We start from the raw sequence: 17,377 nt of genomic DNA, 5'->3' as shown, positions 1-17,377 counted from the left end.
CTTCAGTTCAACTTTTATCAGGTTTCACTGGCTCTGGCACAAATTTATGTTCATCCTTTGGTCTTGTCAAAGCAGGTCTTTTTGATGTTAATGGGACAGGCATTCTAATAATACTATCCCGCATTTCCTTCAACCTCGGTGGATAGAAGGGAGACATATACGGAGCACCCAAGCTTGACTGACGTAACAAATGAATCAGAATAAAACAAAAAGCCAACATGATACCATAAAAACCCCAAAATCCTGCAAGTATAATAATAGGGAAGCGAATAAGACGAATCACATTGCCCATCATATAACTTGGCGACGTAAAAGAGGCTAGGGCACTTAACGCAATGATAATCAGCAATATATTACTGGTAATCCCTGCCTGTACAGCTGCTGTTCCAATAACGATACCACCAACGATACCGATTGTTTGTCCAATTTTAGTTGGTAATCTTGCTCCTGCTTCTCTCAGTAGTTCAATAATAAATTCCAGCAGCAAAGCCTCAAATATGGGCGGGAAAGGAACTAAAGCCCTTGATTCACTTAATGGTACGAGAAAGGCTTGTGGAATCACTTCATAATGAAAGGTAAGAGCTGCCACATAAAATGGTGTTAAATAAACAGATAAAAAGAAGGCAGCCAGTCGTAATAAACGAAGAAAAGTAGCAATTTGCCATCTTAAATTTTGATCTTCTTGACTTTGAAAAAACTCAGTAAATCCTTGAGGGGAAACGATAGCCATTGAACTACCATCTACGAGAACCCCAATTTTTCCATCTAAAATGCCATCACAAAATCTGTCAGGTCTTTCTGTCAATAGCATTTGTGGAAAGACAGATAGTGAATTATCATCAATCATTTCAGCTAATACGGCACTATCGATAAGCTCATCGATATAAAGATCTTTGATTCGTTGACGCATTGTTTGAACCATTTGATCATTGGCAATGCCTCGCATATATAAAAGAGAAACAGAGGTACTTGTCCGTGTACCAATTTTTACTTTTTCATTACAAAGATTAGGACTCACTATGTAGCGACGAATCAAGGAAATATTGGTAGATAGACTCTCATTAAATCCAACCTGTGTACCAATTACCTGCGATTCATTCTCAGGTGCTGACAATGCTCTAGACTCTCTGCTAGCGATATTGGCTAAAATAGTCTGCGGGAAGCCACCTATGTGAATCACAACATGACCATTGACCATCAATTCTACGGTTTCCCTTAGTAGACTGGATTGACTGACTTCTGCAATAGAAAGGGCCATCTCAATTGCCTCGGGTGTATCGTGAGGCTTGCTCTGTAAATTAGCAATAATATCATTATTTAAAGTCTGATCATCGATCAAATTATCGATGTAAATAAGGGTGACGTTTGGTGGAAGAGATTTAATGATTAAATCGGCTGGATGATTCGTTGCATTTTTAATGGATTGAATAAAATGATCTGTGGCATGTGCAACTCTCACAAGATTTTCTTTAGGCGCCTCTTGAACTGGTTGTTGTTGTTGTTGTTTGTTGAAAGGTAGTTTAAATTTCATAGTAAATGGTAGGCTCCCTTCATTGCTAACTTCGTTTATAGAATAGGCTTTAAAGGGGTATTCTATACTTATTTCATTTATTTTCATCATGTAGACATATCTAACAAATAACGGTAATATAATAGTAATCTTAAAAACAGAAGGGAGATTAGCCTTTTTTATGCTAAAACTAATTATCGCAAATTAAATTCCAATGAATTTAATAAAGGGGTTATTCTATAATTTTTTTAAAAATTATAGGGTCTATTTAGTAATGCCTTTTGCGATAAAAGAGAAGCATAATGATGTCTAATCCACAGTTATATTTTATATAACAAAGGACTCTATGAGCTTGTTCTCATAGGGTCTTTTTCTGTTTTTAGGAGGTGATGATTCCCACAAAAATTAGCGATTAAAACATAAAATAGGAGGGAATAGACGTGGCAAAATATGAATTAGTTAGTGATTATCGTCACAATGAAAAATTAAAGGCAAGTTTTAATGATTTAGCTATGAAAACATTTGGTTTGGACTTTCGAGGCTGGTATAACAAAGGCTATTGGAATGACCAATATATTCCTTACTCATTTGTACAAGCAGGAAAAGTAATTGCGAATGCTTCTATTTATAAGATGTCGATTCGCGTAAATGATGAGCGATTAAAGGGAATTCAGATTGGTACAGTGATGACGGATGAACATTATCGTCATCAAGGCTTGGCAAAGCAGTTGATGCTGCATCTCATGAAAGAGTACGAAGATGCCTGTGATTTCATGTATCTCTTTGCCAATGAAACAGTACTAGATTTTTATCCGAAGTTTGGCTTTACGCGAATCCATGAAAGTGAATACAGCTTAGATCTTACCACAAGACCTATTCAACCAAAGCAGACCAGCGTCCAACAGCTGACAATTGAGCAGAATCTAGCACTTCTTGAAGAGTATGCAAAAAATCGTTATATCCATTCTAGTATGATTGCTGTTGAGGAAAATGAAAGTTTATTAATGTTTTATTTTACGTTAGTTTTCCCTCATGCTATTTACTATTTAGAAGAATTTGACACAATAGTATTAATGGAGGAGGAGGAAGGGGTATTAAATATTTATGATATCATCTCTTTACAGGCAACCAATGCAGAGACTGTATTAGCAAGCATTATTAAGGATACAACAAAAAAAGTAGTATTCTATTTTACACCTGACTTTACAATCGAAGGTATGACAGCCACCATCACCACAAATGATGACGATGCCTTATTCATTCTCTCGAAAAAGCCCTTCTTACAAGGGCACTTTATGTTTCCTTTAACATCCCATTGCTAAGTTGGGTTTCAGAAGGCTGTATCAGAGCGTTGTGAATTAAAGAATGGGCGCGCTTTTGAATAAAATATGAGCGACTCCTGTCCCCTTGTCCTTTACCAAAACAGACTTTTTTAATTGACACTATAAATATTGGGCAATTCTCTATAGAATGGTATATATAAAGTAATTTTACTAGGAGGAAAAAATGTATACAGTTGGAGTCATTGGCCCTAATTCATCTGTAGAGCGCATCATTCAATTAGGCAAAGAATACGAAATGACTATGAATTTCGTAGCATTTCCCTATCATGATTTTCATGAAACCGTAAATATCGTAAAGGATAATCATCACGCTGTTGATGCATGGTTTTTTTCTGGCCAAATTTCGTATATGGTTGCGAAAAATACGTTACAATCAGGTGAAAACTTAGTTTATATTCAACATACTGAATCCGGCATTTATAAATGTCTATTGCATATGGGCTTTTATCAGGGAGAATTTTTGAACAAGGTAAGCATTGATGAAATCACGACTTCACACTTGGAGCAAGCCGTCAAACAGCTAGATTTTGCGCCTAAAGAAATCTATGTGAAAACCTTTGATGTAAATACCAGTACAAAAGAATTAATGGATTTTCATATCGACTTATGGAATCAACAAAAAACAGCAGGTGCTTTGACTTGCTTTGAAGCTGTTTATCGCGGGCTGAAAGAGGTAGGTGTCCCTGCTTATCACATTTCCACTACAGATATGGAAATCCGCCAAACATTACGAATACTGGAAGAAAAACTTAGAGCCTTCTATTTTAAGGATACACAGATCGGTGTGCAAATTATCGAAATCGAACATTTTGATAAAATCTCTGAAAAAGCGAAGAGCTCCTATCACTTACAGTATTTGGAATTAAAATTAAAGGAAACGTTATTGCGATTTTGTGAGCAACTAGATGGCTCCTTATTAGAAAAAGGAAATGGCCGCTATATCATTTTTAGTTCGAGAGGAGCCATTGAACGTAAAATCAAGGATTTACAGGATACCATCTATCAGCTATCACATGAATCCCATACAACAGTCACTGTCGGAATTGGCTATGGGGTAACCGTTCACTCTGCGGAAATCAATGCGCAGCGAGCCATCCAGCTCTCCAAGGAGAAATCGGAGCAACCAATCGTAATTGTCCAAGAAAATGGAACGATTACTGAATCGGCTGGTGAAGAAGATGAAGTGAGCTTTTCATACCGTATTAATGATGACATTTTATTAGAGAAATTAAAAAAAGCAAAAATTAGTTTAAAAAATTACAGTAAATTATACACACTTATTAAAAAAATGAATTGGCAGGAATTCACCATTAAAGATTTAGCAGCACATCTCTATTGGGATGAAAGTAATGCTAGACGCATTTTAGCCAGTTTATGTGAGGTTGATCTCGTCGAATACACAGGGAAAGACGCACAAATATCCAGAGGACGACCAAGTAAAATTTATCGTTTGAAATAACCATCTAAGTGAGATGGTTATTTTTTTTGTAAAAAAGTGTTGAAAAATTCAAACGATTAAAATAAAATCATTTTAAGGTAAACACCTTTTAATAACCTTTAATTAATGGTGCATGAAAAATGTGTGCAATGTTTCATCATCTAGAAAGGAGCACAATCTATATTAGTCACCTACACTACATTGCACTGCAGAGTAAAATATGTAAATTTTTTCTGTCAAAACGTCATTTTATTGAAGCGTCCAAATTAAAAGGGTCATACCAATATTCTCTTTTCAGAGAGGGGAACATTCATGAGTCAAGAACAATATTTGAAAAAGAAAATGGGGTTTTGGTCACTTACAACATTATCTCTAGGGGGAATAATAGGATCTAGTTGGCTCTTTGGACCATGGGTAGCTGCTAAATTAGCAGGCCCGGCAGCCATACTTTCTTGGATTATTGGTGCGTTTGTTATCACACTCATAGCGCTTGTTTATGCTGAATTAGGAAGAGTAAAACCTGAAACAGGAGGCCTAGCAAGATATCCGCTTTATTCTCACGGAAAAATGCTTGCTACCGTTACTAGTTATTCAATCTGGTTTGGCTATTGTGCTACAGCTCCCGTAGAATCATCAGGTGTTATTCAATATGCCAATCAGTTTTGGCCAGGGTTATATGATGTAGGAAAAGAACAACTGACAACATCAGGTATTCTTGCAGCGATGGTTTTAATGATATTCTTTGTTGTTTTCAATTATTTTGGGGTGAAATTATTCGCAGTCACGAACAATATCATTACAACAATTAAGTTTATAGTCCCTGTACTAACAATCATTGCATTTTTTATGACAGGCTTTCATCCAGAGAATTTTTCAAGCCAAGGATTTGCACCAAATGGCTATAGCGCTGGTTTAAGTGCCATTTTAACAACCGGAATATTTTTTGCTTATACTGGGTTTGGAAACGTCATCATGATGAGTGGGGAAGTCGTCAACCCTAGAAGAAATATTCCACTTGCCCTCATTACATCATTAGGTGTTGCGGCAGTATTATATGTGTTACTTCAAATTACATTTATCGGCGCAGTTCCAACAGAAATGTTAGCGAATGGTTGGAGTGGCATTAAATTTGATTCACCATTTGCTAATTTAGCAATGATGGCTAATATGGTTTGGCTATCTTGGATTATTACAGCTGATGCGATGGTTTCGCCAACAGGTTCAGCTCTTACTTATACAGCTGGTACGTCAAGACATGTATTTGGTATGGCGAAAAGTGGATTCCTACCATCTTATTTTGGAACAATTAATAAAAAATTCGGTGTTCCAACACGTGCACTTGCACTCAATTTCCTAGTAGGATTATTATTTTTATTCCCACTGAAAAGCTGGACAGCTATCGTTGCGATTGTAGGAGCTATCGGTATTTTTAAATATGCTTCAGCATGTGTAACGGTTATGGTTTTCCGTAGAGTAGGTCTGACAAAAAATAATGGGCTACCTGGTATGCAATTCATTGCGCCAATGGCATTCGTTTTTGCCACACTGCTTATTTATTGGACAAATTGGAGTAAGGTACAGCTAGCCATTACTGGATTAATAATAGGTATTGTTTGTTATTTAGTAATTTTCTTTATTCAAAAACACCAATCAGTTGAATTTTTTGGTGGTATCTACATTATTATTTATATTTTAATGCTTGTATTGATGTCTTTCTTAGGGAATTTCGGTGGGAAAGGTATCATTCCTGACCCTTATATGTCCGTAATTGTCGCTATATTTGGCTTAGCCTTTTACTATTTTGCTGTTTACAATGGTGTCTGGTATATGCGTAAAAGAGGAAATATTGAGGAATTACAGGAAAGCATTTCTGAAATATCATAACGTTTAATAGATTGATTGAAGGAGAATGAATGATGAAGCTTTGGGGCGGTCGCTTTAGAAAAGAAGAAAACAAATTAATGGAAGATTTCAATAGTTCATTAAAGGTGGATCAAAGACTTTACAAAGAAGATATTAAAGGCAGTATTGCCCATGTCCATATGCTAGTACAATGCAATTTATTGACTGAGAGGGAAGGTCAAGATATTGAGAATGCACTTCTTTCCATTTTAGAGGATATTGATAATGGCACATTACAAATTGAAGGAAATTATGAAGATATTCATAGTTTCGTAGAGTCGAATTTGACTCAACGGATCGGTGACACAGGGAAAAAACTTCATACAGCGAGAAGTCGTAATGACCAAGTAGCAACAGATATTAGACTTTATGCAAAAAACAAGGCGTTTGAGGTGATTGCCTCAATTGAAGCGTTACAACAGAGCTTAGCACAAAAAGCAAAAGACAATAACGTTATGATGCCAGGATACACACATCTTCAACGTGCGCAGGTTGTAACGTTTCAACATCATTTGATGGCTTATTATCATATGTTAAACCGCGATAAAAAAAGAATTGTGAAAGCGATAGAAATTATGAACGAAAGCCCGCTTGGATGTGGAGCATTAGCAGGAACTACTCATGCGATTAACCGTGAGATGACAGCTAATGAGCTAGGCTTCTCTAAGCCTGTAGATAATTTCTTAGATGGAGTAAGTGATCGCGACTATTTATTAGAGTTAATGTCAGATTTTTCAATCATTATGATGCATTTAAGTAGATTAAGTGAAGAGCTCATTTTGTGGAGTAGTCAAGAGTTTAGATTTATTACGATTGATGATGCCTATTCTACTGGCAGCAGTATCATGCCACAGAAGAAAAACCCTGATGCCGCTGAGCTGATACGAGGCAAAACAGGACGTGTATATGGTTCACTGACTTCACTCTTAACAACAATGAAGGGCTTACCACTTGCTTACAATAAAGATATGCAAGAAGATAAGGAGCCATTTTTCGATGCATTGGACACCGTATTATCTTGTCTACAAATTATGTCAAAAATGATCGCTACGATGAAGGTGAACAGTGAAAACATGAAAAAAGCAGTCAAAGGAGGTTTTCTGAATGCAACAGAGGTCGCTGATTATTTAGTGAGCAAAGGCGTTGCGTTCAGAGATGCACACAGCATCGTGGGTTCCATCGTTATTTATTGTGAAGATCATGACAAAGCCATTGAAGATTTAACAATGGATGAATTGAAAGAATTAAGTTCGTTCATCGATGACGATATCTATGACTATATTGACTATCAAAATATTTTAAATAAGGGGATTAAAGTAGGTTTATTATGATAATGAAGCAGGGAAAACGACTTTGTTGAAATGCATGACGGGCTTCTAGGGTGGAAAAAAGGCAAGGCATTCATTGAGGATGTGCCACTTAAGCAACGGAAACGAATCGGTTATGTCCCACAAGATCATAAAAGGTAGCAGAAATTGAAGACAAACACATTGTTCAATTATAAAAATGTGTTTGTCTTTTTATCTATTTTTCTATTTTTAAATTAAAATTCAAAAAATCTACAGTCTGAGGTTGAGAAATTAAATTGTTCACACCATATCTTCTACATTTAAATATTTTGTTTCACAGTAATAGCCTTTGCCGCCAACATAAACTTTTTCTATTTCATTCTTGCTATTGGTTGCTAATTTAACTAATATTTCGGAAGGAGAGTGTAAAGAATAACCTTGTTCAAATATATAGACTTCCTTTTGTAAGTGGTGCTGTTCATAAAGGTAGCAAGCTAATGCACCGTTAGAAGTTCCAGTCGCTGCTTCTTCATTGATGTCGTATAGTGGAGCAAAATTTCTACATATTATTCGATTGTCATTAAACGTATACAGATGCGTCCCAACAACATGATAATACTCGCTGATTTCTTTTATTTTTTCAAAATTAGGTTGCAGTGCATGTAATTGTGTTTCGCTTGTTATCGGAATTAAAATATCTTTTAAGCCAGTGGAAACAATTTGTATTGGGTATTTATTGTCTATATCTTTAATGTCAAAACAATCGATAAAGTCGTTTGGAGAAATAATATCATAGAATATCGGTTTGTTTTGTTCCATGAAAATGATGTCATCTTTTATGGTAATAGTAAGAACACCGCTGTTTGTTTCAATCGTATAGCGATCCTTGAAAAGTTTATTTAAATGCATCAGTATCGTGAAAGCGCCAATTGTGGCATGACCACATAAATCAACCTCTTCTTTTGGTGTAAAATACTCTAATTTATAATCAGCCATTTCAGATGCTGATATAAATGCGGTTTCCGCATAGCCCAATTCTTTAGCTATCGCCATTTTTTGAGTAGTGGTCAATGTATCCTCATTAAATACCACTCCTGCTTTATTCCCGCCTTGATGATCCTTGCTAAATGCACTTGCAACATAAACAGATATTTTCATAAAACATCTTCCTTCCTCATTTATAGTGAATTGTAGCATAAAAAGAACTACGTAAAAATGTTGTTGGGTAAATTTGCTAAAAAGCAAGAGACAAACTATTTTAGCATCTGACATTTTCAAAAATAGAATGTCTACTGTTTGAAACACGGTTTAAAGACGCCTTACTTCATCTACTAGGAAGAACGCGAATAGTAGCTGATTCCATCTTTGTTTTAACCTTTAACGTCAGCACCATGATAATGATGATGATGAATAATAAGGTGATAAGGGCAACGTCAAATGTATTCGTCATATCTTTGATGACACCAACAAGCATAGGAATGATGCCGCTAATGATATAGCCACCGAATTGAATCATCGCTGTCCATTCACTTGCCTCTTTTGGTGTCGTCGTAGCATCTAAAGGTAAAATCATTGCTAATGGGAACAAACCACCAGCACCGATCCCTGTTAACGTCGCACAGAAAATGGGCGAGATGCCGCCCAGAATTAACATCAAAATGCCAATAAAGGAGCTTGAAGCACACAGTAGCATCCAAGGCTTTCTCTTCATGCTGTTATTAATGATAATGGGAATAATAAAGCTACAAATCATTTGCATGACAGAAAAAATAGTGACCGTTGTTGCGGCGTAGGCATCACTATATCCCATATCCTGTACTTTTGGAGCGAGCCATGTCGCGAGGGAATAATAAACGCCAGATTGTAAACCGAACATGACCATAAGGAGCCAAACATATCGGTTTCCCCAAGGTAGTCGACTTTTTTGACTTGCAGATTTCTCTAATGGCTCTTGAGTTTGTTTGGATTTTTTGATAATTGGAATCCAAACAATAATACCCATAAGAGCGAATACCGACCATATCGCTAAAGCTGCGTTCCAGGATTGATGAAAAGCATGCATAGCAGGCACAACTAAACCAGCACTCAAAGACGCTCCAATTCCCATACCCGCAGAATATACACCAATCATCGTAGAAGAATATTTAGGAAATTCCTTTTTGATATAGCCTGAAATCAGTGGGCCTGTAATAGCAATACCTATCCCACTAAGAATAGCTGTTACTAATAAAAATAAAGGAAAAGTCGCCACTAACCGTAAAGCTGTTGATACACCAATTAATAAAACGGATAGCCCAATCGTCCATTCGATACCCCATCGTTCACTTAGTTTACCAGCCAATGGCGCAAAAATCCCCATACAAAATACAGGAAGTGCTGTTAATAAACTTACAACAACACTTGTCATCTGCAAATCCATTTGAATATTTTTCAATACTGGCGAGATAGATGTGATCGAAGCTCGTAAATTCATAGATAGTATAAACAAAGAAAAAACGCTCCAAATAATCGGAAAGTTTTTTGATTTCGCCATCACTGAAAACACCTCTTTTAGTTATTATTTGATATACTATAGTTAACTTTTAAATTTAAAAATAAACTATAATTAATCGATTCGTATACTATAATATACTATTTATACAAAGTCAATGGGAGGGGTGCGCAGAATGCAGGAGGAAAATATCGACTTATCTGGACAAGTTGGAGGAAATTTGCGAGAAATTCGAAAAAGCAAAAGGATGAGTTTAGAGGAGCTGGCGAAAGTCAGCAATGTTAGTAAATTGACGTTAGGGAAAATTGAACGAGGGGAAACGAATCCGACTGTCAATATTCTTTGGAAAATTTGTAGAGGACTTAATATTCCGCTTGTCGCTTTACTATCTTTTGAGGAAAATATAGAGGTTCATCGTTTTGGCTCAGACTACCAATTCGTAGGTCATAATAACGACTGGTTTGTTGATCCATTATTCAAAACAAATGGGACTGAGTGGTTTAGAGGTCGTCTTGAACCGAATAGTGAATACAGCGAGTGTCACCTAGCAGGCTCCGAAGAAATTGTGCTCGTATTAAATGGGCAATTGGAGCTAAAGGTCGGAGAGAAAACCCATCAGCTAAACCAATGGGATGTCATTAAATTCAAAGGTGAAGAACTTCACACGTATATCAATCACTCGGATGAAAAAGTACATTTAATGCTGTCATTAACGTATACAACCCCATGATTGTTCAACAAAAACCCAGCAGAAGATGATACTATTTTGGGAGGAAAAAATAATACTGATTATCGATTTCATCATTTATTATTTTCATGAATATCAATAAAAGCTTGTAAAGGATGTGCTATACGCCAATCATTTAAAAGAAGAAATCGATAAAATTGGCATTATAAAAATAAACATTGATAAAGGCAATCCTATATTTATCCCATTCAATCAATCTCAACAATGATTACTTGATATCACAATGAATGAAAGTGTGGACTCTTACTTTGATGGTGAAAATTTCAAAGAATTGTTTACCCTCATTGTCTTTTGACTATATATCATGCGTTTCCATACAAAAATCGTCCTTACTAAGTTAAGTAAGGACGATTTTTTTCTATTTAGATATAACCCCAAATCATACATAATAATGTTCCGAAAATGGTCACGAGCGCAATGATTAAGCCATAATAAATATTGGTATAGATGGCTGGTTTATCATTTGTTTCACCAGCATGCATAAAGACAACTAACTGCAAGCCTGCCTGAATAAATGCTGTGACTAATAAAATAGTCATGGTAATTGGAAAAGATAGATTGAAAAAATATACACATGCCGCAATGATCGTAAGGATTATGGACCCACCAAACCCCATGACTTGTTTCATCGGGAATAAATCACTCATGTTACACCATTCCTTTCAAGTAAATGAAGCTGAAAATAAAAATCCAGACCACATCTAAAAAGTGCCAGTATAAAGAGAAGATAAACGATTTATTGGCTGTTTCTGGTGTTAAACCACGTTGGATGAGCTGATAGACGATGAACATTCCCCAAAATACCCCAAAGGTAACGTGTGCACCATGTGTTCCTAATGTTGTTAAAAGGGCAGCCGTAAAGGCACTCGTCTGTAAGCTCGCACCAACATGAATATAGTGCATAAACTCGTAAACTTCAAAACCAATAAATACGACACCGAGTACTAATGTCAAAACATAAAACCATATCATTGCTTTCGTATAGCCCTTACGCATAGCATGTATACCTAAGCCAATGGTAAAGCTACTTGTTAAAAGAATAAACGTTTCAAATAAAACAGGTGTAATTTCAAAAATCTCCGCTCCTGTTGGACCATTCCCAGTACGGTCTACTAAAACAAAATAACCTGCGAATAATGTGCCGAAAAGCATAATTTCAGCACCAATAAACACCCAGAAGCCTAATATATTCAATTGATTTTGCTGAGTACTATATTCTAAAGGAAGTGATTGATCGATTTTCATAATTGACTACCTCGCAATTTCGATTCCGTTGCTTTCACTTTTTCGACAGGTACATAGTGTCCTGGATCTTTTTCCAATGAACGGTGAGCCATGCAGATAAAAATACCAATGGTTGTGAGAATTGTTGGTATCCACATACCAAAAACAAAGGAGAAGCCCCATGCAAAGAAAATACAGCCTAATATAAAAGGTACACCGCTATTATTCGGCATATGAATCTTTTCATATGGCTCTGGGAACAGTTCATGCTGATGATATTTTGCATCCCATAACGCTTCTGTTGAAATTACGTGTGGAACCTTGGCAAAATTATAATAAGGCACAGGGCTTGGTGTAGCCCACTCTAATGTGCGAGCGTCCCATGGATCCGACCCAACATTCCTTGGTGAATAACGAATACTGTAAATAACATTGTAAACAATTAAGATAAAACCAATTGTTAAGCCAATTGCACCGATAAACGAAATCATATTCCACAGCCCGAAACCAGTAGAGGCAGAATAAGTGTACATACGGCGTGCTTGTCCATCTAAGCCAGAGACAAACATTGGCATAAAGGCTAGCAGCGTACTGACGGCAATAATCCAAGCCGTCCACTTGCCGATTTTTTCATTCAACATAAAGCCAAACATTTTTGGCCAATAGTAATGTAAGCCAGCTAGCATAGCAAAGACAACACCAGGAATAATCACCATATGGAAGTGGGCAACCAAGAACATTGTGTTATGGTATTGATAGTCAGCGGCTGACATGCCAAGCATTACACCCGTTACGCCACCTATTGTAAAGGTAGGAATAAATAACATGGAGTAAAGCATTGGCGTTGTAAAAACAATTTTTCCTTTCCAAAGGGTGAATAACCAGTTAAAAATTTTAACCCCAGTTGGGACGGCAATAGCCATCGTTGTAATCGAGAAAATACTATTTGTTAAAGCACCTTGTCCCATCGTAAAGAAATGATGTGTCCATACTAAAAACGAAAGGAAGGAAATGATTACCATGGAGCCGACCATTGATTTATAGCCATAGAGATTGCGTCCTGAAAAAGTAGAAATAATCTCACTGTAGATTCCAAACGCAGGTAAAATCAGGATATAAACCTCAGGATGCCCCCAGACCCAGAAAAAGTTTGCCCACAGCATATCCATACCACCATCGGATGTTGTGAAAAAATTAGTAGCAAATAGACGGTCAAAAGTTCCCATCGTTAAAGCTACCGTTAAAACTGGAAAAGCAAAAACGATAATCACGTTTGCTACTAATGAAGACCACGTAAACATCGGCATTTTCATAAGTGACATGCCTGGTGCTCTCATTTTAAGTATCGTCACAATCATATTAATACCAGTAATTAATGTGCCAAGACCTGAAATCTGTAAGGCAAATAAATAATAGTTTGTTCCTACAGATTGGCTAAATTCATTATTTGCTAGAGGGAAATAATTCGTCCAGCCAGCATCAGGGGAGCCACCTATAACAAAGGATATATTTAGTAGCATGGCCCCCATGAAAAATAGCCAAAAGCTTAATGCATTCAATCGCGGGAAAGCAACGTCTCTTGCACCGATTTGTAAGGGCACAATATAATTCATAAAGGCCATAATAAAAGGCATGGCCATAAAAATAATCATGACTGTTCCATGTGTTGTGAAGATTTCATTATAATGCTGCGCATCAAGTAATGTATTGTCAGGTACAGCCATTTGGGCGCGCATCATAATAGCATCTGCTCCACCACGGAAAAGCATCAGAAGGGCAGAAATTAGATACATAATACCAATACGTTTATGATCAACGGTTGTTAACCATTCACGCCAAAGGTAGCCCCATTTTTTAAAGTAGGTTAAGCCAACTATAATTGCTATCACCGTCAGTCCAATCGCAACCATCGATGCATAGATAGCTGGGCTTGGATGGGGTATAGCAAATCGTTCGAAGTACTCCATATGACTATGTCTCCTTTTAATTAATGATCGTTTTGTTGAGAAGCATGATCTTTAATGTGTGATGTACCATGCTGATGTCCACCATTCTCACCCTCAGGGGCTGGCAGGAATGTTAAATGTGTACCAGTGTAGGTTGATTGGCCAACGTGTCCTGGTTCTAGCAACGTATTAAATTTTTCTTCTGTTAATGGTTCAGCTGTTGCTTTTACTTCCTTCACCCAATCATCAAACTCATCCTGAGTCACTGCTGTTACGTTAAACGTATTTTCAGCGAACCCTTTACCATTAAAGTTTGCATTTCTCCCCATATACTCCCCAGGTAGATCCGCAGCCAGATGCAATGTATTCACCATATCGGCCATTGCATATTTTTGACCACCCAGTTGAGGAATCCAGAAACTTGTAATTGGTCCGTAAGAATAAAGTTTAAATTCGATAGGACGCTCTGCAGGAATATACAAATAATTCACCGTTTCAATATCTTCCTCTGGATAGCTAAAATGCCATTTCCAGTTCGATGTTGAAGCATAAATGATTAACGGCTCTTCCTGTTTGTATTTCTCTGGTGTAGATTCCACCTTATAGTTACTTTCAACAGAAATAAAGGATAGGTACGCTACAATTAAAACGGGTATACCTACACAAATGATTTCCACCTTTGTACTCCCTTTAATGTGGGGAGGCTTATAGTCAGGGCTTTGCTTAGATGCACGAAATTTCACTAACATATAAGCTAACAACACAAAAACAATGAGTACGATAAAGGACATAATCCCTATCGAAAGCATAATATCTTTGGCTTGCACTTGAGCTTGAGGTCCTTTTGGATCTAATACTAACAATGGGTCACAGCCTGTTAGCATAGTGACAATAGTGGAAAGACCAATTAATCTGAGCCAACTTTTTTTCATAAACAAACCCCTTTAACTGTTTCATTGAAGTGCTATAGGCTACTACGGGTTTGTATGGAATTCGATTCACAATTGATTTTTATAATAGGGGGACTTCTTTTGAAAGACAAGGCGTTTTCCAAGATAACACAGAATGTTCTCAAACGAGAAAAATAATTTCAGTATAATTTTATAGAGGGAAATGCGCATCAAATAAGGGCTTTTATCAATTAGAATGGATTGAAATTGAAAGTGGATGGTGAAAGTAATAAGGAAATGGATGGTTAGTTTCAAATATTGTTATAGTATGATTGTCTTTTTAGCTTATTTACTAGAGCTAAGAAAGGATAAGGCATAACTGAGGTGAGTAAACATGGATTGGAAACCTGATCGAACAGTAAAAAAAGCGATTTATAAGCAGCTCGCAGAATACATTGAAAAGGGGATTGCAGATGGGACATTCCCGCCCGATAAACCCTTACCATCTGAGCGCTATTTAGCAAACGCTTTGAGTGTAAACAGAAGTACGGTAGTTAATGCATACGATGAATTGGAAGCAATGGGGCTGATTGAACGAAATCGTGGAAGTGGCACAACCATTAGCAAAGACATCTGGGGCATTACGAGGAAACGAATTCCTAGCTGGAATCGCTATATTGAGGCAGGTTCCTTTTTACCGAACCTTCCTGTTACCCAAAAAATTAGAAAAGAGGCTATTGAACATAAATTAATTAATCTAGCTACTGGCGAATTATCCGAGGATCTTTTTCCCAAAAGCGCCTTGAGAGAAATTACCGCAACGCGTTCATTTATCGGTAGCCTTGGGTATGACCATCCTTTAGGGAGTGACATATTACGGACAACTCTTTCACGGCATATTAAAAAAAGCAGAGGAATTGAGACAAAGCCTTCCTCCATACTGATTACTTCAGGAGCACAGCAAGCCCTACATTTGATTGTCCAATGCCTGTTAAAGCCTGGAGATGCAGTCGCCATAGAAGATCCTTCTTACAACTTTAATCTGCCTATATTTAAAACAGCAGGCTTACAAATCCATTATCTTTCTGTCAATAAGGATGGCATTAACCCGGATGATTTGCAAGTATTATATAAAAAACATCGAATTAAAATGATTTTTCTAAATCCTGATTTTCATAATCCTACGGGATCTTCCTTAGATTTAAAGAAAAGAGAAGCTATTCTAGACATATCCTCTAAACTAGGTATACCAGTAGTAGAAGATGACCCCTATAGCCTAACAGCTTTTTCGGGGGATAAAATGCCTACGCTTAAATCGCTCGATAAGAACGGGAATGTTTTATATATTAGCTCTTTGTCCAAAATTGTAGCCTCAGGCTTACGAATAGGATGGATTGTTGGTCCTACATCTGTAATCGAACGACTATCCGATGCCAAGCAACAAATTGACTTTGGGCATTCTAGTTTCACGCAATGGATTGCCAATGATTTTTTAGAATCCCCTAATTTTAATTTGCATATTAAGCATTTAGTGAAGGAATTAGAAACACGACGAGATACCATTGTACAGAGCCTCGATATGTATTTAAAGGACGAAGTGACGTTTTCCATTCCTCAAGGTGGGATACATTTATGGTGTCATGTTCTCAAGGAATATAACGAAACGCAATTACTTGAGGAATCCATTAAGCGAGGCGTCATTTATGTTCCTGGATCTACGATGGGCTCCAAAAAGGGTTTTGTACGCTTCACTTATGCGAGGGAGGATGTTCATTCAATCAATGAGGGGATTAAAAGGTTTGCACAAGCTCTAAATAGCTTCTAGTAATTTTGTAAATTATAGCCAAGTGGATGGCTGAGAAAGTGCTTAAGTGGATGGTTTAAATTCGCTAGAAAGTATTTAAGATAGAGTCATGGATAACAACTATCCATCAAGGCTAACTACTATCATGGCAGTGTGGATTGATTCACAATTATTCACACAAGTAATGAAATTTTTTATGATCTGGAAGGTGATAGGACAAACCTATTAGTAGCAAGAGAAAGATATCAGTGAAGAGGTAGTTCACTTGATTCGCTATAAAAATAGGCAAACACTTTAATCAAGAGATTTAAAAAATTCACAACAAGTATCGTTGGTTTTCTCAGTTTTACCTGTTCAAACAGTCTCAATCGTTAGCTTTAGGCTGCTGATGAGAAAACATCAAGGCAGTCACACCTTATTATATTTTAATTCCCACAAAGGTATAGTGGGGAAATAGGCACCCCTTCTATACGGACACTTAAATCTTAGTTAAAAAAACACCATCCAGCCACTTAGTCTCGATATTCAATCGATGCTAGGTGGCTGCTTTTTTTCATTAAAAGTAGTTGAGTAGTACAAGAAGACAATTTGGTGGAGCTACCATTAGTGTTTTGCATAATCGCCGCTACACTTACAAGAAGCCGCCACTACATTATGAATTAACACTAGGGAAGGATTATTTAAAAAATAACGCCAATAAAAAAGTCGCATTCCTGTAGTTCAGGGATCGACTTTTTGGGAAAAAATTTATGAGAAATACATTGAAATATGTATAGTCTTGTGATAAATTTA

The 17,377-nt window shown here is 36.8% G+C and carries 13 protein-coding genes; 6 read left to right on the top strand and 7 right to left on the bottom strand.

The annotated features are described in order from the left end of the window. Window positions 1-7: 7 nt before the first annotated feature. The gene (locus BFM98_RS05470) at window positions 8-1,531 is read right to left on the bottom strand and encodes a spore germination protein (RefSeq protein WP_066036767.1); all 1,524 of its coding nucleotides are present in this window, start codon (window positions 1,529-1,531) and stop codon (window positions 8-10) included. A gap of 419 nt (window positions 1,532-1,950) precedes the next feature. Here BFM98_RS05470 and BFM98_RS05465 point away from each other — a divergent pair, with 419 nt between their 5' ends. From BFM98_RS05465 to argH, 4 genes are all read left to right on the top strand, one after another. After that, window positions 1,951-2,832: a GNAT family N-acetyltransferase gene (locus tag BFM98_RS05465; protein ID WP_066036766.1), complete on the top strand. Its 882-nt coding sequence runs from the start codon at window positions 1,951-1,953 to the stop codon at window positions 2,830-2,832. A gap of 184 nt (window positions 2,833-3,016) precedes the next feature. Continuing rightward, the gene (locus BFM98_RS05460) at window positions 3,017-4,312 is read left to right on the top strand and encodes a helix-turn-helix domain-containing protein (RefSeq protein WP_054550140.1); all 1,296 of its coding nucleotides are present in this window, start codon (window positions 3,017-3,019) and stop codon (window positions 4,310-4,312) included. Window positions 4,313-4,603: 291 nt separating this feature from the next. After that, window positions 4,604-6,175, top strand: a complete 1,572-nt coding sequence (locus BFM98_RS05455; RefSeq protein WP_048392799.1) for an APC family permease — start codon at window positions 4,604-4,606, stop codon at window positions 6,173-6,175. 32 nt (window positions 6,176-6,207) lie between these two features. Next, window positions 6,208-7,524 carry an argininosuccinate lyase gene (gene argH / locus BFM98_RS05450; RefSeq protein ID WP_066036765.1) on the top strand — a complete coding sequence of 439 codons (1,317 nt, stop codon included), beginning with the start codon at window positions 6,208-6,210 and terminating at the stop codon, window positions 7,522-7,524. A 258-nt stretch (window positions 7,525-7,782) separates the two neighbouring features. On the opposite strand, the gene BFM98_RS05445 is transcribed toward argH, so the two are convergent. Beyond that, window positions 7,783-8,640 carry a PhzF family phenazine biosynthesis protein gene (locus BFM98_RS05445; RefSeq protein WP_066036764.1) on the bottom strand — a complete coding sequence of 286 codons (858 nt, stop codon included), beginning with the start codon at window positions 8,638-8,640 and terminating at the stop codon, window positions 7,783-7,785. 166 nt (window positions 8,641-8,806) lie between these two features. Further along, window positions 8,807-10,015, bottom strand: coding sequence for an MFS transporter (locus BFM98_RS05440; RefSeq protein WP_066036894.1), 1,209 nt, complete (start codon window positions 10,013-10,015; stop codon window positions 8,807-8,809). 133 nt (window positions 10,016-10,148) lie between these two features. Between BFM98_RS05440 and BFM98_RS05435 the strand changes: the two genes are divergently transcribed. Further along, window positions 10,149-10,703, top strand: a complete 555-nt coding sequence (locus tag BFM98_RS05435) for a helix-turn-helix domain-containing protein (protein WP_066036763.1) — start codon at window positions 10,149-10,151, stop codon at window positions 10,701-10,703. 380 nt (window positions 10,704-11,083) lie between these two features. On the opposite strand, the gene qoxD is transcribed toward BFM98_RS05435, so the two are convergent. The 4 genes from qoxD to qoxA are packed head-to-tail and all read right to left on the bottom strand — an operon-like array spanning window position 11,084 to window position 14,823. Then, the gene (gene qoxD, locus BFM98_RS05430) at window positions 11,084-11,368 is read right to left on the bottom strand and encodes a cytochrome aa3 quinol oxidase subunit IV (protein ID WP_066036762.1); all 285 of its coding nucleotides are present in this window, start codon (window positions 11,366-11,368) and stop codon (window positions 11,084-11,086) included. A 1-nt stretch (window position 11,369) separates the two neighbouring features. Continuing rightward, on the bottom strand, window positions 11,370-11,966 hold the full coding sequence (gene qoxC / locus BFM98_RS05425) for a cytochrome aa3 quinol oxidase subunit III (protein ID WP_048392792.1): 597 nt from the start codon (window positions 11,964-11,966) through the stop codon (window positions 11,370-11,372). Then, a complete protein-coding gene (gene qoxB, locus BFM98_RS05420) occupies window positions 11,963-13,912 on the bottom strand; it encodes a cytochrome aa3 quinol oxidase subunit I (protein WP_066036761.1) in 1,950 nt (649 codons plus the stop codon). The genes qoxC and qoxB overlap by 4 nt, the downstream gene beginning before the upstream one ends. 20 nt (window positions 13,913-13,932) lie before the next feature. After that, the gene (qoxA, locus tag BFM98_RS05415; protein ID WP_054550145.1) at window positions 13,933-14,823 is read right to left on the bottom strand and encodes a cytochrome aa3 quinol oxidase subunit II; all 891 of its coding nucleotides are present in this window, start codon (window positions 14,821-14,823) and stop codon (window positions 13,933-13,935) included. 352 nt (window positions 14,824-15,175) lie between these two features. Here qoxA and pdxR point away from each other — a divergent pair, with 352 nt between their 5' ends. Continuing rightward, window positions 15,176-16,606, top strand: a complete 1,431-nt coding sequence (gene pdxR / locus BFM98_RS05410; protein ID WP_066036760.1) for a MocR-like pyridoxine biosynthesis transcription factor PdxR — start codon at window positions 15,176-15,178, stop codon at window positions 16,604-16,606. Window positions 16,607-17,377 lie beyond the last annotated feature (771 nt).

It is taken from the genome of Lysinibacillus sp. AR18-8, assembly GCF_001705465.1.
Taxonomy (GTDB): domain Bacteria; phylum Bacillota; class Bacilli; order Bacillales_A; family Planococcaceae; genus Lysinibacillus; species Lysinibacillus capsici.
The sequence above is the reverse complement of the archived record's forward strand: the minus strand, read 5'-3'. Positions and strand labels throughout refer to the sequence as shown.